This window comes from Amycolatopsis sp. NPDC003731, from assembly GCF_053586895.1.
In genome coordinates this window covers 40,481-60,752 of the sequence record NZ_JBSFNC010000037.1, presented here as the reverse complement: position 1 = coordinate 60,752, position 20,272 = coordinate 40,481, and the positions used below count along the sequence as shown (strand labels likewise).

At 72.7% G+C, this 20,272-nt stretch carries 20 protein-coding genes; 11 read left to right on the top strand and 9 right to left on the bottom strand.

Annotated features, from left to right (window positions below; all coding sequences use genetic code 11):
- Positions 1-83 precede the first annotated feature (83 nt).
- Positions 84-980, top strand: coding sequence for an aldo/keto reductase (locus ACWDN5_RS18065; RefSeq protein ID WP_449677115.1), 897 nt, complete (start codon positions 84-86; stop codon positions 978-980).
- A gap of 9 nt (positions 981-989) precedes the next feature.
- Here the strand turns inward: ACWDN5_RS18065 and ACWDN5_RS18060 are convergent, their stop codons facing one another.
- The gene (locus ACWDN5_RS18060; RefSeq protein WP_449677127.1) at positions 990-1,628 is read right to left on the bottom strand and encodes a GntR family transcriptional regulator; all 639 of its coding nucleotides are present in this window, start codon (positions 1,626-1,628) and stop codon (positions 990-992) included.
- Between the two features lie 119 nt (positions 1,629-1,747).
- On the opposite strand from ACWDN5_RS18060, the gene ACWDN5_RS18055 reads away from it, so the two are divergent.
- Both ACWDN5_RS18055 and ACWDN5_RS18050 read left to right on the top strand, forming a co-directional pair.
- Entirely contained in the window at positions 1,748-2,731 is a 984-nt protein-coding gene (locus ACWDN5_RS18055) for a YbhB/YbcL family Raf kinase inhibitor-like protein (RefSeq protein ID WP_449677114.1), read from the top strand.
- Positions 2,732-2,771: 40 nt separating this feature from the next.
- Positions 2,772-3,713, top strand: coding sequence for a GlxA family transcriptional regulator (locus tag ACWDN5_RS18050; protein ID WP_449677113.1), 942 nt, complete (start codon positions 2,772-2,774; stop codon positions 3,711-3,713).
- A 34-nt stretch (positions 3,714-3,747) separates the two neighbouring features.
- Here ACWDN5_RS18050 and ACWDN5_RS18045 read toward each other — a convergent pair whose 3' ends face one another.
- A complete protein-coding gene (locus ACWDN5_RS18045) occupies positions 3,748-4,209 on the bottom strand; it encodes a VOC family protein (RefSeq protein ID WP_449677112.1) in 462 nt (153 codons plus the stop codon).
- A 91-nt stretch (positions 4,210-4,300) separates the two neighbouring features.
- Here ACWDN5_RS18045 and ACWDN5_RS18040 point away from each other — a divergent pair, with 91 nt between their 5' ends.
- A complete protein-coding gene (locus tag ACWDN5_RS18040) occupies positions 4,301-5,278 on the top strand; it encodes a helix-turn-helix transcriptional regulator (RefSeq protein WP_310976972.1) in 978 nt (325 codons plus the stop codon).
- 7 nt (positions 5,279-5,285) lie between these two features.
- Here ACWDN5_RS18040 and ACWDN5_RS18035 read toward each other — a convergent pair whose 3' ends face one another.
- Genes ACWDN5_RS18035 through ACWDN5_RS18005 form a run of 7 tightly spaced genes read right to left on the bottom strand, consistent with a single transcriptional unit; the run spans position 5,286 to position 11,271 of the window.
- Positions 5,286-5,711 (bottom strand): RbsD/FucU family protein, encoded by a 426-nt coding sequence (locus tag ACWDN5_RS18035; RefSeq protein WP_449677111.1) that lies wholly within the window; start codon positions 5,709-5,711, stop codon positions 5,286-5,288.
- Between the two features lie 3 nt (positions 5,712-5,714).
- Positions 5,715-6,518 carry an ATP-dependent sacrificial sulfur transferase LarE gene (gene larE / locus ACWDN5_RS18030; protein ID WP_449677110.1) on the bottom strand — a complete coding sequence of 268 codons (804 nt, stop codon included), beginning with the start codon at positions 6,516-6,518 and terminating at the stop codon, positions 5,715-5,717.
- The gene (larC, locus tag ACWDN5_RS18025) at positions 6,518-7,651 is read right to left on the bottom strand and encodes a nickel pincer cofactor biosynthesis protein LarC (protein WP_449677109.1); all 1,134 of its coding nucleotides are present in this window, start codon (positions 7,649-7,651) and stop codon (positions 6,518-6,520) included. The genes larE and larC overlap by 1 nt, the downstream gene beginning before the upstream one ends.
- Positions 7,648-8,319 carry a nickel pincer cofactor biosynthesis protein LarB gene (gene larB, locus ACWDN5_RS18020; protein WP_449677108.1) on the bottom strand — a complete coding sequence of 224 codons (672 nt, stop codon included), beginning with the start codon at positions 8,317-8,319 and terminating at the stop codon, positions 7,648-7,650. Before larB ends, larC begins: the two co-directional genes overlap by 4 nt.
- Positions 8,316-9,584 (bottom strand): nickel-dependent lactate racemase, encoded by a 1,269-nt coding sequence (gene larA, locus ACWDN5_RS18015; protein WP_449677107.1) that lies wholly within the window; start codon positions 9,582-9,584, stop codon positions 8,316-8,318. Before larA ends, larB begins: the two co-directional genes overlap by 4 nt.
- Complete coding sequence (locus ACWDN5_RS18010; RefSeq protein WP_449677106.1) at positions 9,581-10,423, bottom strand: amidohydrolase family protein; 843 nt, start codon at positions 10,421-10,423, stop codon at positions 9,581-9,583. Before ACWDN5_RS18010 ends, larA begins: the two co-directional genes overlap by 4 nt.
- Complete coding sequence (locus ACWDN5_RS18005; RefSeq protein WP_449677105.1) at positions 10,420-11,271, bottom strand: fumarylacetoacetate hydrolase family protein; 852 nt, start codon at positions 11,269-11,271, stop codon at positions 10,420-10,422. The genes ACWDN5_RS18010 and ACWDN5_RS18005 overlap by 4 nt, the downstream gene beginning before the upstream one ends.
- Positions 11,272-11,454: 183 nt before the next feature.
- Here ACWDN5_RS18005 and ACWDN5_RS18000 point away from each other — a divergent pair, with 183 nt between their 5' ends.
- Genes ACWDN5_RS18000 through ACWDN5_RS17970 form a run of 7 tightly spaced genes read left to right on the top strand, consistent with a single transcriptional unit; the run spans position 11,455 to position 20,265 of the window.
- On the top strand, positions 11,455-12,777 hold the full coding sequence (locus tag ACWDN5_RS18000; protein ID WP_396136997.1) for an enolase C-terminal domain-like protein: 1,323 nt from the start codon (positions 11,455-11,457) through the stop codon (positions 12,775-12,777).
- On the top strand, positions 12,774-13,544 hold the full coding sequence (locus ACWDN5_RS17995; protein ID WP_449677104.1) for an SDR family NAD(P)-dependent oxidoreductase: 771 nt from the start codon (positions 12,774-12,776) through the stop codon (positions 13,542-13,544). Before ACWDN5_RS18000 ends, ACWDN5_RS17995 begins: the two co-directional genes overlap by 4 nt.
- On the top strand, positions 13,541-14,608 hold the full coding sequence (locus tag ACWDN5_RS17990) for a sugar ABC transporter substrate-binding protein (RefSeq protein WP_449677103.1): 1,068 nt from the start codon (positions 13,541-13,543) through the stop codon (positions 14,606-14,608). The genes ACWDN5_RS17995 and ACWDN5_RS17990 overlap by 4 nt, the downstream gene beginning before the upstream one ends.
- Before the next feature lie 24 nt (positions 14,609-14,632).
- On the top strand, positions 14,633-16,132 hold the full coding sequence (locus ACWDN5_RS17985) for a sugar ABC transporter ATP-binding protein (protein WP_449677102.1): 1,500 nt from the start codon (positions 14,633-14,635) through the stop codon (positions 16,130-16,132).
- Positions 16,125-17,144: an ABC transporter permease gene (locus tag ACWDN5_RS17980; protein ID WP_310976876.1), complete on the top strand. Its 1,020-nt coding sequence runs from the start codon at positions 16,125-16,127 to the stop codon at positions 17,142-17,144. The genes ACWDN5_RS17985 and ACWDN5_RS17980 overlap by 8 nt, the downstream gene beginning before the upstream one ends.
- Complete coding sequence (locus ACWDN5_RS17975; protein ID WP_449677101.1) at positions 17,144-17,992, top strand: aldo/keto reductase; 849 nt, start codon at positions 17,144-17,146, stop codon at positions 17,990-17,992. Before ACWDN5_RS17980 ends, ACWDN5_RS17975 begins: the two co-directional genes overlap by 1 nt.
- Positions 17,993-18,018: 26 nt before the next feature.
- A complete protein-coding gene (locus ACWDN5_RS17970; protein ID WP_449677100.1) occupies positions 18,019-20,265 on the top strand; it encodes an alpha-L-fucosidase in 2,247 nt (748 codons plus the stop codon).
- Positions 20,266-20,272: the final 7 nt, after the last annotated feature.

The window sequence follows — 20,272 nt, the reverse complement described above, 5'->3', positions numbered from 1 at the left end:
CGGAGGCACCTCCGGTTGTGCTACGGTCGGTTTTAGCGGAGGTTCCTCCGCTTAGTCATCATCGCACAAGGACGGGGACACCCATGCCATCTCCCGAACGCGGCGCGCTCGCCGGCCGCACCGTCTGCCGCGTCGGCTACGGGGCGATGCAGCTCGAGCGCCTGCACGACGACCGCGCGGCGGCCGTCGCCCTGCTGCGCCACGCCATCGACCTCGGCGTCGACCACGTCGACACGGCCCAGTTCTACGGCAACGGCTTCGTCAACGACGTCATCCGCGAGGCCCTCGGATCCGGTGACGACGCGCTGATCGCCACCAAGGTCGGCGCCGACCCGGACCCCGGCGGCCCGATCCCGCTCCGCCTCGCGCAACGCCCGGAAGAGCTGCGCGCGAGCGTCGAGGACAACCTCCGCGCGCTCGGGCTCGACCGGATCCCGCTGGTCAACCTGCGCCGCGGCGACCGGCGGCCCGGCCTGGTCGCCGAGGGCGAGCAGCTCGTCGACCTCGACGACCAGCTCGCCGTGCTGACGGCCCTGCGCGACGAGGGCAAGATCGGCGCGATCGGGCTCAGCGCGGTGACCTCGGACGTCCTGCGCCGCGCGCTCCCGGCGGGGATCGCCTGCGTGCAGAACGCCTACAGCCTGGTCAGCCGCGAGGACGAGGACATGCTCGAACTGTGCGGCGCGGAGAACATCGCCTGGGTGCCGTTCTTCCCGCTGGGCGGCGCGTTCCCGGGCCTGCCGAAGGTGACCGACGAGCCTGCGGTGCGGGCGGCGGCGCAGGCCCTGGGCCGCACGCCGGCGCAGGTCGGCCTGGCCTGGCTGCTGCACCGCGCCCCGAACGTCCACCTCATCCCGGGCACCGCGAGCGCGGCGCACCTCGAAGCCAACCTCGCCGCCGCGGACGTCACCCTCGACGCCGAGACGCTGGCCGCGCTCGACGAGATCCCGGTCCGCCCGATGGACGCCAGCCTCCTTTGAGGGCCGGTCTCACTCCTGCGCCGGGTCGCCCCGCAAGGCTGTCGCGGTCAAGGTGAGGTGCCGGGTGAGGGCCTCGGTCGCGGCGTCGGCGTCGCGGGCGAGCGCCGTCTGCTCCAGCAGGGCGTGCTCGGCCAGGTGGTCGCGGCCCGGGGTGTGGTGGGCCGACCAGCGGCGGGCCAGCTCGCTCGCCGTCCACATCCGGTCGAACGTCTCCAGCAGCACCGGGTTGCCGCAGCCCTCCAGGAGGGTGCGGTGGAAGATCCGGTGGGCCTCGGCCCATTCGGCGCTGTAGTGGCGGCCGTCGCCGGGGGAGGTGCGGGCCAGCCGGTGGTGCGTGGCCCGGACCCGGGCTTCCCAGGCGAGGTCGCCGCGCTCGAGGGACAGGCGCAGCACGAGCGGTTCGACCGTCCGGCGGGCCTCGGCGACTTCTTGCCAGCGGCGGTCGGAAACCGCCGGGACCGCGAAGCCGCGGTTGGGCAAGCGGTCGGCGAGGCCCTCGCCGACCAGCCGCAGGAGCGCCTCGCGCACGACGGCCAGGCTCACGCCGCGTTCCTGGGCCAGGTCCTGCGGTTTGAGGGCTTCGCCGGGGGCGTACCGCCCGCGCATGATCGCGTCCCGCAGATGCGCGTGGACCTGCTCGGACAGCATCCGCCGCCCCGGTGGGGCCGTCTCGGTCATCCGGTCAGCATAGACGATCGGCCAGATAATCGATTATTAGTGCTATGGTCGATGGTGACCGCGTTCCGACCAGGGAGACCAGTGATCCGATGAACGACCCGTTCGCCCGCCTGCCCGCAGTGGCTTCCTTCACCGTCACCAGCACCACGATCGCCGACGGCGCCGCCCTGCCGCCCGAGCACCGGTCCGGGAAGGACGTTTCCCCGCAGCTGTCCTGGAGCGGTGCTCCGGCGGGCACGAAGAGTTACGCCGTCACCGTCTACGACCCCGACGCACCGACCGGCTCGGGGTTCTGGCACTGGGCGGTCGCCGACATCCCGGCCACGATCACCGAGCTGCCCGAAGGCGCCGGCGACGCGGCGGGTTCGGGTCTCCCGGGAGGTGCTTTCCAGCTCCCGGGCGACACGCGCGAAGCCCGCTTCGTCGGGGCGGCCCCGCCGGCCGGCCACGGCCCGCACCGCTACTTCTTCGTGGTGCACGCCCTCGACGTCGCCTCGATCGGTGTCCCGGCCGAGGCCACCCCGGCCGTGCTCGGCTTCACGATGGCCGGGCACGTTCTCGGCCGTGCGGTCCTGACCGCCACGGCGGAAACCCCCGGCGCCGAACGCCTCGAGGTTTCCCGGTTCGTCCCGGCGCCCGCCGGCGCCGTCTTCGCGGTCCTGGCCGACCCGCAGGGGCACGTGGACATCGACGCGTCGGGCATGCTCATGGCCGCCGAGGGGGAACCGGTGCGGCAGGCGGGCGACCGGTTCCTGGTGCACATGGACCGGGACGCGCTCGGGGACGTGCCCCTCGGCAAGTACGACGTCGAGGTCGTCATCACCAAGCTCGTCCCGGGCGAGGAGATCGCCTGGACCGTCGAAGGCCGGACCGGGACGCACGTCCGCCACCTCTACGGCTACCGGCTGGAGCCGGTCGAGGGCGGCACCCGGGTCACGTCCTACTACGACTGGTCGGAGATCGGCGAGGAGTGGAAGCGGCGCCTCACCTTCCCGGTGGTTCCCGCGTCCGCGCTCAAGGCCACCCTCGGCATCCTCGAGCGCACCGTCCGCCGACGCATGGCCGGAAGCTAGCCGAACGACTGGATCACGCCACCCGGCGTACGTTGGGGGCATGTACACCGTGGCGGTGCTGGCCCTCGACGACGTGATCGCGTTCGATCTGGCCACCCCGATCGAGACGCTCGGGCGGGTCCGGCTGCCGGACGGCCGGGGCGGTTACCGGGTCGTCGTCGCCGGGCCGGACCCGGTGGTCGGGGCCGGCCCGGTGCGGCTCACCGTCGAGACCGGGCTCGACGAGGTGGAGCACGCCGACCTCGTGGTCGTCCCCGGGCGGAACGACCCGGACCGGCCGACCCCGGACGGCGTGGCGGAGTTCCTGCGGGCCGCGGTGGCGCGCGGCACGCGGGTCGCCTCGATCTGCGTCGGCGCGTTCACCCTCGCCGAGGCCGGCCTGCTCGACGGCCGGCGGGCGACCACGCACTGGCTCGCCACCGACGAGCTGGCCCGCCGGTACCCGGCCGTCGAGGTCGACCCGGACGCGCTCTACGTCGACAACGGCCAGATCCTGACGTCGGCGGGCGCGTCGGCCGGCCTGGACATGTGCCTGCACATCGTCGAGCGCGACTACGGCGCCGCCGTCGCCGCCGACGCCGCCCGGCTGGCGGTCGCGCCGCTGCAGCGCACCGGCGGGCAGGGGCAGTACATCCTGCGCAACCGCCCGACGTCCCGGACCGCGACGCTGGAGAAGGCCCTCGGCTGGATCGAAGAGAACGCCCACTGCCCGCTCACGCTGGCCGACATCGCCGACGCGGCGGGCATGAGCACGCGCACGCTGACCCGGCACTTCCACGCGCAGACCGGGCAGAGCCCGATCCAGTGGCTGACCGGGGTGCGGATCCGGCACGCCCAGGAGCTGCTGGAGCTGACCGACCACACGATCGACCGGATCGCCGGCCAGGTGGGATTCCCGTCGCCGAGCAACTTCCGGGTGCAGTTCGCGCAGACGGTGCGGGTCAGCCCGAGCGCGTACCGGAAGACGTTCCGGTCGCGGTGACCGGCGGGGTGCGGCAGGCCGCACCCCGCCGGGATCAGGCCTGGTACCCGGCTGCGACGTCGATGATCCAGGTGACGCCGAAGCGGTCGGTCAGCATCCCGAACGCCGGCGCCCACGGCGCCGGGCCGAACTCCTCGATCACCGTGGCCCTCTCGGCGAGGCCCTTCCACACCGGCGCGACCTCGTCCACCGTCGTCCCGCGGACGGACAGGAAGAACTTCTCCTCGGTGATCGTGGTGCCGTTCGAGCGGTGGGTGGTGGGTGCGGCCGGCGCCGGGCCGTCGGTGCCCGGGACGTCGTAGGCCATCACGCTGAAGCCGGTGTCCGCGGTGACCTGGCCGAACACCACCTTGGCCGCGTCGGGCAGCTCGGCGGGCATCCCGAAGTCGCCGTAGGTGACGATCGTGGCCTGGCCGCCGAAGACCGACCGGTAGAACTCCAGGGCCTCGCGGGCCTGGCCGGTGAAGTTGAGGTGGGCGACAGCGCTGAGCGACATGGTTGGTCCTTTTCGTGGGTGATCCGACGAGAGCCACGCTGTCAGCAGTAGCGGTCAGGGAACGTCCGCTTCTCGTGGCACCATGAAAGTCGTGCCGGTCGCTTCCTCGACGGCGACCTCGGGTCGCCTGCTCTCGCTGCTGTCCCTGCTGCAGGCCCGCCGGGACTGGCCGGGCTCGCTGCTCGCCGGCCGGCTGGGCGTCAGCGAACGGACCGTGCGCCGGGACGTCGACCGGCTGCGCGAGCTCGGCTATCCCGTCCAGGCGGTCAAGGGGCCCGAGGGCGGCTACCGGCTCGAAGCCGGCAGCCGGATGCCGCCGCTGCTGTTCGACGAGGAGCAGGCGGTCGCGCTCGCCGTGGCGCTGCGGATCGCCGTCCAAACCGGGGCGGGCATCGAGGAGGCCGCCGCGCGGGCGCTGGCGACGGTGCGGCAGGTGATGCCGTCACGGCTGCGGCAGCGCGTCGACGTGCTGGAGATCGCCGCGGCCGGCGGCGGCACCGTCCAGGTGGACACGGCCGTCCTGCTCGCGCTGAGCTCGGCGATCCGGGCCACCGAGGAGGTCCGGTTCGACTACGAGACACCGTCACGGCCGCCGGACGGCGCGCCGCGGCGGGTGCAGCCGCACCACCTGGTGGTCCGGAGTGGACGGTGGTACCTGCTCGGGTGGGACGCCGTCCGGGCGGACTGGCGGACCTACCGCGTCGACCGGATGACGCTGCGGGTGCCGAACGGGCCGCGGTTCGCCCCGCGGGAGGTGCCCGGCGGCGACGTCGCGAGGTTCCTTTCCGCCCGGTTCAAGGGTTCCGGCACCGACGCCTGGCCGTGCCGGGGCGAAGTGGTCCTCGACCTGCCGGTGGCCGGCGTGGCGCCGTTCGCCGGTGACGGCGTCGCCGAGGAAGCCGCGCCCGGGAAGACCCGGCTGGTCACCGGCTCCTGGTCGTGGGCGGCGCTCGCCGCCGGCCTGCTGCGGTTCGATTGCGACATCGAGGTGGTGGGCCCGCCGCAGCTGCGGGCGGCCTTTGCCGACCTGGCCGGCCGGGCCACCCGCGCGGCGAACCCCGGCGGCTGACCGCGGCTCACCCCGCCGGGGGCAGGAAACCCACGGTCAGCAGGAGATTCGCGTAGAGGCGGTCGTCGCCGGTGGCGATGCACAGGGCCACCTCGGGCTCGCGGCACGTGCGGTAGAACTCGAACCGTTCCATCGGCCGCACCGGGAGTTCCGGGCCGAGCAGCCGTTCGTAACCACGCCAGCACTCGGGTGCGTCGCCGTCGTCCGGGAGCATCGCCGTCACCGATTCGACCGGGATCGCGGTCAGCAGCGGTTCGAGGACGTCGTCGACCGTGACCAGCCCGGGCCGCAGGTTCAGGTGGATCAGCTCGGCGCCGGGCGAGAGGTTGGTCGCGTGCGCGTAGTTGGCGTCGGCGATGAGGATGCGGGAACCGTGGCCGGTCGCCGCGAGGGCGCGCAGCAGCGGGGGGTGGATCAGCGGGTAGCGCAGCATCGGTCAGTCCCGTTCGTGGTTGAGCCCGCCGGAGCGGAAGGGGGAGACGGTGGCCTCGGCGAACCCCAGCGCCCGCACGGCCCCGAGCAGCCGCGGGTCGTCGTGGAGCCGGGCGGCCACGGCGGGGTCGAGTTCGACCCGGGCGGTGCCGCCGAGGTCGCGGACCCGGACGTCGTGGGAGTGCAGGCCACGCCGGGACAGGGCCGCACGGACCGCCGATTCCGCCTGTTCCACCCGGGCCAGGGTGGCCGTGGTGATCGGGATGCCGTACCGGACCCGGCTCGCCAGGCAGGGGGCCGCCGGTTTGTCCGCCCAGGCGAATCCCCAGTGCCGGGCGATGGCCCGGACGTCCTCTTTGGACAGACCGAGGGTGCGCAGCGGCGTGTGCACGCCGAGTTCGTCGCCCGCGCGGATGCCGGGACGGAACGGGTCGACGGCGTCGTCGGCGTTGGTGCCGGTGGCCAGCGCCGGAAACCCGTGGGCGAAAGCCACTTCGGCGATCGTGGTGAGCACGGTCGTTTTGCAGAAGTAGCAACGCCGTCGTCCGTTGGCCGCGTAATCTGGCTCGGCCAGTTCGCCGGTCGGCGGGGTGAGGTGCCGGACCCCGAGCTCGGCCGCGATCTGCCGCGCGGCGGCCAGTTCCACCGCGGCGAGGCTGGCCGAGTCCGCCGTCACGGCAAGGACGTCCGCCGGGCCGAGCGCGCGGACGGCGGCCGCGAGGACCAGCGCCGAGTCGGCGCCGCCGGAGAAGGCGACCGCGAGCCGGCCGAGCCCGGCGAGGTGGGTGACGAGCCGCGTGCCGTCCATCAGCGTCCCGCGGCGATCGTCGCGACGACCCGGGCCGGCAGCCCGAGTTCGCGGGCGGCGGCCACGACGTCGTCGTGCTCGGGCTTCGCGCCGTGTGGTCCGCGCTTGCGGCGCACCGGCATGCCGAGGACATCGACCGTTTCGGTTTCCCGCGCCAGCGCGGTGCGGCGGACCGGGTATTCGCGGACGCCGAGGCTGCCGGTCTCGGCGAGCACCAGGTCCGCGAGCCGAGGGGTGTGTTCCGGCTCGGCGAGCACGTGCAGGACGTGGGCGGGCCGGCCCTTCTTCATGGTCACCGGGCTGATCCACGCGTCGAGCGCGCCGGCGGAGAGGAGCTCGCCGACGACGTGCCCGAGCACTTCGCCGGTGACGTCGTCGAGGTTCGTCTCGAGCACCACCAGCGTGCGGGGCCCGGCGCCGACCGGCTCGCCGAGGTGCACGACCGCGATGTTCGGCCGGTCCGGCAGCGACCGGGTGCCGGCGCCGTAGCCGGTGGCCAGCAGCCGGGATTCCGGCGGTGGCTCGAAGCGGGCCTCGACGGCCTTCAGCAGCGCGGCCGCGGTGGGCGTGACCGTCTCGCCGTCGAGGTCGCTCCCGACCGTCCGCGCGCCCTCCAGCAGCGCCGCGGTCGCGGGGGCGGGGCAGGGGAGGATCCCGTGCGCGGTGCGGACGGTGCCGGTGCCGAGGGGCAGCGCGCCACAGTACACAGTGGACACTTTCAGGGCGTCCAGTGCGGCGCAGACGCCGATGACGTCGACCAGCGTGTCGTGCCCGCCGAGTTCGTGGAGGTGGACGCGCCCGGGATCTTCCCCGTGCAGCCGGCCTTCGACCTCGGCGATCGCCCGCACCGCGGCGACCGCCCGGTCCGCGACCGGCGCGGGTTCGACCCGCCCGGCCATGGCGATCAGCTCGGCCGCCGAGCGGCTTGTGGCGTCGTCGGTGACGTCGACGAGCGCGCGGGCCGCCATCAGGCCGTGGGTGAGCAGGGACTGGACGCGCAGCTCCCACCCGGTCAGCCCGCTGGAGGAGACGGCGGAGCGGATGCGCTCGAGCGGCGCGCCGGCGTCGACCAGGGCGGCCAGCAGCATGTCCCCGGCCAGGCCGGTGAACGGCGAGATGACGCAGATCGTCACCGGGTCCTCCGCAGCACCTGGGCGAGCCGGAAAGCGGCCATCGCCGCGCCGAACCCGGAGTCGATGTTGACGACGGTGATGCCGGCCGCGCAGGAGGCGTGCATGGCCAGCAACGCCGTGACGCCTTCGAGGCCGGCGCCGTACCCGGTGGAGGTCGGGACGGCGATCACCGGGCAGGCGACCAGCCCGCCGACGGCCGAAGCCAGCGCGCCCTCCATGCCCGCGACGACGATGACCGCGTCCGCCTCGCGCAGCCGGTCGCGCTCGGCGAGCAGGCGGTGGATCCCGGCGACCCCGACGTCGGTGACCGCCCGCACCGCGAGGCCGATGGCCGCCGCGACTTCCGCGGCTTCCTCGGCGACCGGGCCGTCGGATGTTCCGGCCGCGGCCACCGCGACGGTGAACGCGGTCGCGGTGGCCGGGCGCCAGACCAGCAGCCGTGCGCCGGGAGAGTAGCGGCCGCCGGGGACTTCGGCCAGCACCGCACGGGCCGGCTCGGCTTCGGCGCGGGTGACCAGCACCGGCCCCGTGTTGTGCGCGAGCAGCGTCCGCACGATGGCCGCGATCTGCGCCGGGGTTTTCCCCGGCCCGTACACGACTTCCGGGAGTCCTTGCCGCTGTTCGCGGTCCAGGTCGACGCGCGCGAACCCGAGGTCGGCGGCACTCATGCCACGTACGGGATGGTCAGGGGACCTTCGGGGAGGACGCAGGCCCGCGCGCCCGGCCCGGCCCGGCCGAGCGCCTCGGCCACGGTCGCCGCGATGTCGGTGGTCCGGGTCAGGTGGGCCGTCGCGAGGTCGGCCTCGGTCAGGAAATCGGTGTGCACCACGACCCGGCAGTCGTCCTGGATCTTCGCCTGGATCTGGACCTGCCACTGGTCGGGCACGGTTACCGGGCGCGCCGCGATCTCCGCGAGCAGCGCCGCCGGGGAACTCGCCGAAGCGAGGACTTCCCGGTAGGAGCCGTGGTCGGGGAACCCGTCCCGGCACTCCGCGGCGCAGACGATCGTCCCGCCCGCCCGGGTGATCCGGTGCGCCGCCGACATCCCTTTGACGGCCTGGTACAGGTTCTGGTCGAGGGGATAGCCGGAGTTGGTTGTCACCACGACGTCGAACGGCGCCGGCACCGGCCGCATGGCGACGTCGCGGGCGGCGCGGGCCGCGGCCGCGTGCATGGCCAGGAGGTCGCCGCCGAAGGCGCCGATGACCGCCTTGTCGCGGTTGAGGATGACGTCGAAGGCGAAGGTGACGCCGGTGGCCGCGGCGATCGCGCGGACGTCGTCGTGCACGGGGTTGCCTTCGGTGATGCCCCAGGTGGCGTTGGCGTGCCCGATCCGGCGGGCGTCGTGCAGCACCAAGACGGTCTCCAGGGCCGCCAGCCCGGGCGCGACGAGCTTGGGGCCGCCCGAAAAGCCGGCGAAGAAGTGCGGTTCGACGAACCCGGTCGTGATCTTCACGTCCGCGGCGACCCACTCGCTGTTCAACCACACCGGGACGTCGTCGCCGTGGCGCCCGAGCCAGGTCAGGCTCGCGCGGTCGCGGGCGTCGTGGTTGACGATCCGGACGGTGTCGACGACTTCGTCGCCGAACATCGCGCGCAGCTCGGCGTCGGTGTTGCCGCGGTGGGTGCCGGTGGCGACCAGGATGACGACGTCCTCGAGGCGGACGACGCCGTCGAGTTCGGCGAGGATGGCGGGGATCATCAGGTCGCGCGGCTGCGGCCGGGTCCCGTCGCACGCCGAGATCGCGACCGTCTGTCCCGGCCGCACCCGCTCGCGCAGCGGCGGCCCGGCGACCGGCTCCCGCAGCGCCCGGCGCAGCAGCACGTCCGCGGGTTCGGTGACCGGGTGGTGCACCGGCGTCACCACCGTGGTGACCGCCGGGTCGATGGTCAGGTCGAGGCCGGTTTCCCCGTACGCGAGCCGGACTCTCATGACGCCAGCCCGTAGACGCGGGTCGCGGTCCCGCCGCGGACGGCGTCCTGTTCGGCCGGCGTCAGGCCGTTCAAGAGGCTTTCGGCGGCGTCCATGACTTCCGCGTACGTCCCGGCGAGCAGGCACACCGGCCAGTCGGAGCCCAGCATCAGCCGGTCCGGGCCGAACGCGGTGAGCGCGGTGTCGGTGTACGGCCGCAGATCCTCGACGCGCCACGGCCGGCCGGCTTCGGTCACCAGGCCGGACAGCTTGGCGACGACGTTGGGTTCCCGGGCCAGCGTGGCGAGTTCGGTCGCCCAGGGTTCGAGAGCGCCGCTCGCGATCGGCGGTTTCGCGAGGTGGTCCAGCACAAAGGTCAGGTCCGGCAGCGCCCGGACCGCCGCGATGGCCGCCGGGAGCTGGTGGGGCAGCACGAGCAGGTCGTACACCAGCCCGGCGTCCCGCACCGCCGCGAGCCCGGCCAGGACGTCGTCCCGCTCGAGCCAGCGCGGGTCGGGCTCGGCCTGGACGAGGTGGCGGATGCCGGTCAGCAGTTCGCCGCCCGGGGCCGAGCGCAGCCGTTCGATGTCCCGTGTCGGCGAACCGGTGAGGTCGAGCCAGCCGACGACACCAGCGATGAGCGGTTCGGCGGCGGCGATCGCCAGGAACTCCACCGATTCCCCGAGGTCCGGCAGGACCTGGACGAGCACGGTCGCGTCGATCCCCGTGGCGGCCGCCCGGAGGTCGGCCGTGGTGTAGTCGCGCCGGATCGCCGCGGTGCCGTCGCCGTCCAGCCACGCGTGCCGGCGGACGGAGGTCTGCCACAGGTGGTGGTGCGCGTCGACGCGCCGGCCGGTCACGCCCGGCCGATCCGGTGGCGCTGGCGGCCGAGGCCGTCGATCTCCACGGTCACTTCGTCCCCTTCGGACAGATAGGGGAAGTCGTTGGCACCGAAGGCGACCCCGGCCGGCGTGCCGGTGTTCACGACGTCGCCCGGTTCGAGCACCATGAACTGGCTGAGGTACCAGACGACGTGCCGGACGTCGAAGAGCATGTTCTTCGTGGTGCCGTCCTGGCGCGGCTGTCCGTTGACGGCCAGCCGCAGGGCGAGGTCCTGCGGGTCGCCGGCCTCGTCCGGGGTGACCAGCCACGGGCCGAGCGGGTTGAACGTCTCGCAGGACTTGCCCTTGGTCCACTGGCCGCCGCGTTCGTGCTGGAACTCGCGCTCGCTGACGTCGTTCGAGACGGCGTACCCGGCGATGACCGCGTCGGCCTCCTCCGGCGACGACAGGTACCGCGCGCGCCCGCCGAGCACGACGGCGAGTTCGACTTCGTAGTCGGTGCGCGTGCTGGTGCGCGGGATGAGCACGGTGTCGTCCGGGCCGACGATCGTGTTGGTGGCCTTGAGGAACACCACCGGCTCCGCGGGCGGTTCGGCCCCGGTCTCCGCGGCGTGGTCGGAGTAGTTCAGCCCGATGCAGACGAGCAGGCCGGGCCGGGCCACCGGGGCGCCGACGCGCAGGCCCGTGGCGTCCAGCACGGGCAAGGTGCCTTCGCGCAGCGCCGTCCGGGCCCGGGCGACGCCGTCGGCGGCGAAGAAGGCGCCGTCGACGTCCGGGGTCAGCGCACGCAGGTCCCGCGCCGCGCCGGTTTCGTCGAGGACGACGGGGATCTCGTGGCCGGGGTCGCCGAGGCGTTGGAAGCGCATGGCCGGGGACGGTAGCAGACATATGATGTCTTGTTCAAAGCTCCGTTCAGTCATCATATGTAAAAGTGCGGAAAGTAGTCATTAGCTACCGAGAGTCCAAGTTATTGCCGTGTTACGGATCGACTCTGGACATTCCGCGTGCCGACGCGTAGCCATACATATGTTGTCTGCCCCGAAGGAGAGGTGGCCCCGTTGGCCGAAGTGATCAGCGCCATCGACGCCGTGGACGTGCGCTTCCCGACTTCGCTGAGCCTGGACGGGTCCGACGCGATGAACCCGGAACCCGACTACTCGGCGGCGTACGTGACCATCCGCACGAGCGCCGGAGACGAGGGCTACGGGCTCGCCTTCACCGTCGGCCGCGGCAACGACGTCGAGGTCGCCGCGGTCCGGGCGCTCGTGCCCCTGGTCATCGGGATGCCGGTGGCCGACGCGCTCGCCGACCTCGGCGCGTTCTCCCGCCGGCTCACCGGGGACAGCCAGCTGCGGTGGCTGGGCCCGGACAAGGGCGCGATCCACATGGCCGCCGCCGCGATCGTCAACGCGGCCTGGGACCTGCGCGCCCGCCGCGAAGGCAAGCCGGTCTGGCGCCTGCTCGCCGAGATGCCCCCGGAAGAACTGGTCGCTCTCGTCGACTTCCGGTACCTGCAGGACGCCCTGACCCGCGACGAAGCCCTCGACCTCCTCCGCCGCGCCGAACCGGGCCGCGCGGCCCGCCAGGCCGAACTCCTGGAGTCCGGTTTTCCCGCCTACACCACGACTCCCGGCTGGCTCGGGTACTCGCCGGAGAAGCTGGCTGCCCTGTCCAAGGAGGCGGTCGAGGACGGCTTCACCCAGATCAAGCTCAAGGTCGGGGCCGACCTCGACGAAGACGTCCGCCGGCTGCGGCTCGCGCGGGACGTCGTCGGCCCGGACGTGCGGATCGCCATCGACGCCAACCAGGCCTGGGGCGTCGGGCAGGCCATCGAATGGCTGCGCCCGCTCGCCGAATTCGACCCGTACTGGATCGAGGAGCCGACCTCGCCCGACGACGTGCTCGGCCACGCGGCCATCCGCCGGGCGGTCGCGCCGATCAAGGTGGCCACCGGCGAGCACACCCACAACGCGGTGATGTTCAAGCAGCTGCTGCAGGCGGAGGCGATCGACGTCCTCCAGCTCGACGCCAGCCGGGTCGCCGGGGTCACCGAGAACATCGCGATCCTGTTGCTGGCCGCGAAGTTCGGCGTCCCGGTGTGCCCGCACGCCGGCGGGGTCGGGCTGTGCGAAATGGTGCAGCACCTGTCGATGTTCGACTTCGTCGCGGTCAGCGGGACCCAGCAGGACCGGGTCATCGAATACGTCGACCACCTGCACGAGCACTTCGTCGACCCGGTGCGGATCGAGCGTGGCCGCTACCTGGCCCCGCGCGAACCGGGCCTCGGGGCGCGGCTGCACGCGGAATCCGTGGCGCAGTACCGGTTCCCCGACGGCCCGGTCTGGCAGCGGGACGCGGTGGTGGTCGCGTGAGCGGGGAGTTCGACGGCGTCCGGGCGGTCGTGACCGGCGGCGCGTCCGGAATCGGGCTCGCCACCGCGCGGATGCTGGCCGGGCGGGGCGCCCGGGTCGTCTGCCTCGATCTGAACGACCAGGTCGGGGAACCGTTGACGGCGGTGCGGGCCGACGTCTCGGACGACGGGTCGGTCCGGGCCGCGGTCGCCGCCGCGGTCGAGCACCTCGGCGGCCTGGACGTCCTGGTCAACAACGCCGGGATCGGCGCGCAGGGCACGGTTTCCGACAACGACGACGCCGAGTGGCACCGCGTCTTCGACGTCAACGTCGTCGGCATGGTGCGGGTGACCCGCGCGGCCCTGCCACACCTGCGGGAGTCGGGCGCGGCGGCGATCGTGAACACCTGCTCGATCGCGGCCACCGCCGGGCTGCCGCAACGAGCGCTCTACAGCGCCACGAAAGGCGCGGTCCTCGCGCTCACCCGCGCGATGGCCGCCGACCACCTGGCCGAAGGCATCCGCGTGTGCTGCGTCAACCCCGGCACCGCGCACACCCCGTGGATCGACCGGCTGCTCTCGAAAGCCGACGATCCCGAGGCCGAGCTGGCCGCGCTCGCCGCGCGTCAGCCCACCGGCCGGCTCGTCACCGCCGACGAGGTCGCCGCGGCGATCTGCTACCTGGCCGGCCCGCACTCCGGCGCCACCACCGGCACCGATCTCGCTGTGGACGGCGGGATGTCCGGCCTCCGTCTCCGCCCGAAACCTGTCAACGAGGAGAGGTCATGAAGTTCCAGTACCTGCGCGCCGCCGCCGTCGTCACCGCCGGCGTCCTGACCGCGGCCGCACTGGCCGGCTGCAGCGGCGGCGGCACGAGCGCCGCTCCGGGCGGCAAAACCGTCGTCGGGGTCGACTACCCCCGCTCGGACACCGACTTCTGGAACGCCTACATCAAGTACGTGCCCCAGTTCGCCGGGCAGTTCGGGCTCGACCTCAAGACCACCAACTCGCAGAACGACGTCGCCAACCTGACCGCCAACGTGCAGACGATGATCAGCCAGGGCGTCAAGGGCGTGGTGATGGCCCCGCAGGACACCGCGGCGATCATCCCGACCCTGCAGCAGCTCGCGACCAAGAAGATCCCGGTCGTCTCCGTCGACACCCGGCCCGACCAGGGCAACGTCTACATGGTCGTGCGGGCCGACAACCGCGCCTACGGCGAGAAGGCCTGCCAGTTCCTCGGCACCAAGCTCGGCGGCCAGGGCAAGGTCGTCATGCTGCAGGGCGACCTCGCCTCGATCAACGGCCGCGACCGCACCGAAGCCTTCAACGACTGCATGAAGAAGAACTTCCCGGGCATCACGGTCTTCGGCGAGGCCACCAACTGGGACGCCAACACCGCCGCGCAGAAGCTGCAGACCCGGCTGACCGCGAACCCGGACATCAAGGGCGTCTACATGCAGTCCAGTTTCGCCCTCTCCGGCACGCTGCAGCTGCTGAAGCAGCGTGGCCTTGCTGTCCCGGCGAGCGACCCGAAGCACGTGTTCATCGTGTCCAACGACGGCATCCCCGAGGAGCTCGCCAAGATCCGGGCCGGCGAAATGGACGCGACCGTGTCCCAGCCCGCGGACCTGTTCGCCAAGTACGCCCTGCAGTACGTCAAGGACGCCATCGACGGCAAGACGCCGACGGCCGGCAAGACCGACCACGACAGCACCATCATCCAGGTCCGCGAGGGCCTGATGGAGGACCAGCTGGCCGCGCCGCTGGTCACCGCGGACGGCGCCACGTTCGGGCCGGTGAGCAGCGTCAAGGTCGACGACCAGTCCCTGTGGGGCAACAGCAAGAGCTGATCCGGTTGGCGAGAGGAAGCGAACATGAGCACCGTGCCGGTCGTCGAGGCGCGCGGCGTGGTCAAGCGCTACGGCGCCACCGTGGCGCTCGACCACGCCGACCTGACCGTCCTGCCCGGACAGACGCACGCGCTGGTCGGCCGCAACGGGGCCGGCAAGTCGACCCTGGTGTCCGTCCTCACCGGACTGACCGAGCCGGACGCCGGGACCGTGCGGCTGGCCGGGGCGCCGGCCCCGGCCCTGGCCGACCGGGACGCCTGGCGGTCCCGGGTGGCCTGCGTGTACCAGCGGTCGACGATCATCCCCGAGCTGTCGGTGGCGGAGAACCTGTTCCTCAACCGGCAGGAGACCCGCGGCGGGTTCGTCCGCTGGGCCGCGCTGCGCCGTTCGGCCGCCGAGCTGCTGGAACGCTGGTCGGTGGACGTCGACGTGCACCGGCCGGCCCGGGAGCTGAGCGTGGAGCAGCGGCAGTTCGTGGAGATCGCGCGGGCCCTGTCGTTCGGCGCCCGGTTCGTCATCCTCGACGAGCCGACCGCGCAGCTCGACGGGGCCGCCATCACCCGGCTGTTCGGGCACATCGCCGAGCTGCAGCGCCAAGGCGTCACGTTCCTGTTCATCAGCCACCACCTCCAGGAGGTGTACGAAATCTGCGACACGGTGACGGTGTACCGGGACGCCCGGCACGTCCTCACCGCGCCGGTCGCCGAGCTGCCGAAGGCCGACCTCGTCGCGGCGATGACGGGCGAGAACGCGGTCACGGTGCAGGAACGCGCGTCCTCGGTCCGGCACGGCGACGAACCCGTCCTCCGCGTGGACGATCTGAGCCTCGCCCCGTTCTTCGAGGACGTGTCGTTCGACGTCGCCCCCGGCGAGATCGTCGGGCTGGCCGGCTCGGGTGGCAGCGGCAAGACCGAGCTGGCCGAGGCGCTGGCCGGGCTGCGCAAACCCACGTCCGGCACGGTCTTCGTCGCCGACCGGCGGCCCCGGCCCGGCGACGTCCCCTCCGCGCTGGCCGCCGGGGTCGGGTTCGTCCCGGAAGACCGGCACCACCAGGGTTTCGTGCCGGAGATGTCCATTGCGGACAACACGACGATGAGTGTCATGGACCGGCTCGGTCCCGGCATCTTCGTCCGGTCGGGCCTGCGTGACCGGCTCGCCGGGAAGATGATCGACCGGCTGGCGGTGAAGACGCCCGGCCCGGAACTGCCGGTGTCCGCGCTGTCCGGCGGCAACCAGCAGAAGGTCGTGATGGCCCGTGCCCTCGCGGGCGACCCCCGGCTGCTGGTGCTGATCACGCCCACCGCCGGGATCGACGTGCGGTCGAAGGAGTTCCTCCTGGGCAAGGTCGCGGAGGCCGCCGCGGCGGGCACCGCGGTGCTGATCGCCTCGGACGAACTCGACGACCTGCGCCTGTGCGACCGGCTGCTGGTCGTGGTGCACGGCAGGCTCACCACCGAAATGCCCGCAGGCTGGCAGGACCGCGAGGTCGTGGCCGCCATGGAAGGAGTCGACCTCGATGCCTGAAAGCCCCGCCGCGGTGGGCGCCCCGCCGCGGACCGGACCGGCCGCCGCGCCCCGGCGCATCGCCCTGGCCCGCCTGCGCGACTTCGCGCTGGTGCCCGGGATCATCGCGATCGCCGTCGTCGGCCAGCTGGTGAACCCGGTGTTCCTCCAGTACGACAACGTGATCAACATCCTGCAGACGATGTCCGAGATCGCCCTGCTGGTGCTCGCCCAGACGATGGTCCTGGTCGTCGGCAAGATGGACCTCTCGCTGGAATCGACGTTCGGGCTCGCGCCCGGCGTGGCGGCCTGGCTGACGATCACCGGCGGCCATTCCCTCGGGCTGCTGCCGTCCTGGACCGGGGTCCCCATCGTGCTCCTCGTCGGGGTCGTGGTCGGTGCCCTCAACGCCCTGCTGATCGTCCGGTTCGGGCTGAGCGGGTTCGTCGTCACCCTCGGCATGCTGATCGTGCTGCGCGGCCTGCTCACCGGCATCTCCGGCGGCCAGACGTTCTTCGGCATGTCCGATTCGATGCTCTACCTCGGCACCACGCTGTGGGCCGGGATCCCGGCGTCGATCTGGATCTGCGTCCTGCTGTTCGCGGGCGGGATCGTCCTGCTCGGCTACACCCGGTTCGGCCGCAGCCTCTACGCGATCGGCGGGAACGAGGACGCGGCGAAGGCCGCCGGCATCCGGACCGACCGGATCGTGTGGATCGTGCTGATCGGGGCCAGCGTGCTGGCCGCGCTCGGCGGGCTGCTGCTCTCGGGCCGGCTGGCGTCGGTGGCCGCGGCGCAGGGCAACGGCTACATCTTCACGGTGTTCGCCGCCGCGGTCATCGGCGGCGTGAGCCTGAACGGCGGCCGCGGCACGCTCTTCGGCGCGTTCACCGGCATCCTGCTGCTGTACATGATCCAGAACGTGCTGACCCTGGCCGGGGTGCCCGCCCAGTGGATCGGTGCGCTCAACGGCGCGATCATCCTCATCGCGCTGGTGATGTCCCGCATCACCAGCGGCAAGCGGCAGACCTGATGGCGGACCTCGGCCTGGGCACCGCGGGCCTGGGCAACGTCTTCGGGGAGGTCGGCGCCGAAGCCGCCGCGGAGATCGTCACCGCGGCGGCCGGCGCCGGGGTGCGCTCCTTCGACACCGCGCCGTACTACGGCTTCGGGCTGGCCGAGCGCCGGCTCGGCCGGGCGCTTCCCGCGGGCCCGTTCGTGGTGTCGACGAAGGTGGGCCGGACGCTCACCGGCGGTGGCTGCCACTTCGACTTCTCCGCGGCCGCCGTCCGCCGGGGGATCGAGGGCAGTCTCGACCGCCTGGGCCGCGACCGCGTCGACGTCGTCTACCTGCACGACCCCGACGACCACGAGGAGCAGGCCGCGACCGAGGCGTGGCCGGAGCTGTGCCGGTTGCGCGACGAAGGCGTGGTCTCCGCGATCGGCGTCGGGATGAACCAGTGGCAGATGCCCGCCCGGTTCGTCGAACGGCTCGACGTCGACGCCGTCCTGCTCGCCGGCCGGTACACGCTGCTCGACCGCAGCGGTGAACGCCTGCTCGACCTCTGCGGCGAGCGCGGGGTGGACGTCGTGCTCGGCGGGGTGTTCAACTCCGGCCTGCTCATCGACCCCCGGCCGGGTGCCTGGTTCGACTACGCCCCGGCCCCGGCGGACCTGCTGGCCCGCGCGCAGCGCATGCGCGACGCCGCCGCGTCGGCGGGGTACGACCTGGCCGCGTGCGCGCTCGCGTTCGCCGCCGCGCACCCGGCCGTCACCTCCGTCCTGGTCGGCGCCACGAGCGCCGGCCAGGTGCGGGCGAACCTCGACGCCTTCCGCCGCGAGGTCCCGCCGGAGCTGTTGTCCCGATTGGTTTCCTGTTAGCTCCCCAGCACCCCTTGGAGAGTGCCATGACGCCCCCTGCCCAGAATCCGTTGTCACGCCGGCGGTTCGGTGCCTTCGCGGCCGCCGGGCTCGCGGCAGCCGCCGTCCCGCCCGCGCTGGCCGGTCCGGCAGCGGCCGCCGCGCGGTGCTACGAGCCCACCTGGCCGTCGGTCGACCGGCACCCGCCCGCGCCGGAGTGGTTCCAGGACGCCAAGTTCGGCATCTACTGGCACTGGGGCGCCTTCACCACGCCGGAGTACGGCAGCGAGTGGTACGGCCGGAACATGTACATCCCGGACAGCGGCGAGAACAAACACCACAAGGCGACCTACGGCGACCCGGCGGTGTGGGGCTACGACCGGTTCATCGACGGCGGCACGGACGTGGCCGGCAACCACGTCCAGTTCGCCCCGGAACTGGTTTCCCGGGGCGGGCAGTTCGATCCGGGGGAGTGGGCGCGCGTGGTCAAGGCGTCCGGGGCGAAGTTCGCCGGGCCGGTCGCCGAGCACCACGACGGGTTTTCGATGTGGGACAGCAAGGTCAACGAGTGGAACTCGGTGGCCCGCGGGCCGCGGCTGAACCTGCTCAAGCTGTTCTCCGACGCGATCCGCGGGCAGGGCCTGAAGCTGCTGGTCGCGATGCACCACGCGTTCAACTACAACGGCTTCTACGACTTCGCCCCGCCGCAGGCCACCCCGACCCTGCGCAAGCTGTACGGCCAGCTGCCGCGCGCCGAGGAGGACGCGCTCTGGCTGGCCAAGCTCAAAGAGGTGATCGACCGCGCGAAGCCCGACGTCCTCTGGCAGGACTTCTCGCTGAACTCGCCGGGCTACTGCATCAACAGCGGCCCGTGCGCGGTGGGGGAGCGGCAGCGCCTCGAATTCCTGGCCTACTACTACAACCAGGCGCGGAAGTGGGGCAAGGACGTCGTCTCGACGTTCAAGCACTTCGACCACGGGTTCAACACCAGCGGTGAGGTCGCGGACTACGAGCGCGGCGGGCCGGCCGACATCGTCACGCCGTACTGGCTCACCGACGACGCGATTTCCAGCAGCAGCTGGAGCTACACCCAGGGCATCGGCTACTACTCGAGCACGCAGATGATCCACGCGCTGATCGACCGGGTCAGCAAGGGCGGCAACATGCTGCTCAACATCTCCCCGACGCTGGAGGGCACCATCCCGGCCGAGCAGCGCGCGGTGCTCGCCGACATCGGCACCTACCTCGGCCGCGTCGGCGAGTCGATCTACGCCACGCGCGTCTGGGACGTCTACGGCGAGGGCCCGACCAAGATGGGCGGCGGCTCGTTCGTCTCGCCGAAGGTGGGCACGGCCAAGGACTTCCGGTTCACCCGCGACAAGGCCGGCCGCGTGCTGTACGCGACCGTGCTGGCCTGGCCCGGCGCCACGGCGGACCTCACCACGCTGTCCGGCAAGCGGATCGACCTGAGCAGCCTCGAGCGCGTCGAACTGCTCGGCGCCCCCGGCGCGCTGAAGTACACGCAGGACGCCGGTGCCCTGCACGTCACGCTGCCGGCGAAGCCGTACGACTCGCCCGCCTACGTGCTCAAGCTGACGTTCGCGGGCAAGATCCCGGTGGTGGGTCCCGCGTCCGGCGCGAAGGTGTTCGCCGACCGCGGCTTCCGCGGCGCGAGTGCGACGCTGGGCGTCGGCAGCTACCCCGCCGCCCGGCTGAAGAGCGCGCTGGCCGCGCCGATTTCCGCGATCTGGCCCGGGGACGGCTACCAGGCCCTGGGCTACCCGGCCGACGACTTCACCGGGACGCCGAGCCGGTTCGCCGTGGCCACCCCGGACGTGCCGGCGTCCGCCATCGTCTCGCTGCGCGTGGCGTTCGACCCCGCCCGGTGGTTCCGGATCGTCAACGTCACCAACGGCCTGGCCGTGGACGGCGGGGGAGCGGTCGCGGCGGGCAGCAGGCTGAAGATCTGGACCCCGGACGACAGCCCGAACCTGCAGTTCGGGATCGAGGACATCGGCGACGGATTCGTCAAGCTCACCAACCGCACCAACGGCCTGGTGATCGACGGGGCCGGGGCGACCACCGCGGGCGGCAACCCGGTGCAGTCGGCCTACACCGGCGCGGCGAGCCAGCAGTGGTCGGTCACCGACTCCGGCGGCGGCGTGTTCGTGCTCGCCAACCGGGTCACCGGGCTCGTGCTCGACGGCGGCGGGAACGTGCCGTCGGGTTCGCCGTTGAAGGTGTGGAACGACGACGGCAGTCCCAACCTCCGCTGGTCGATCTCCGTTGCCTGACGGATTC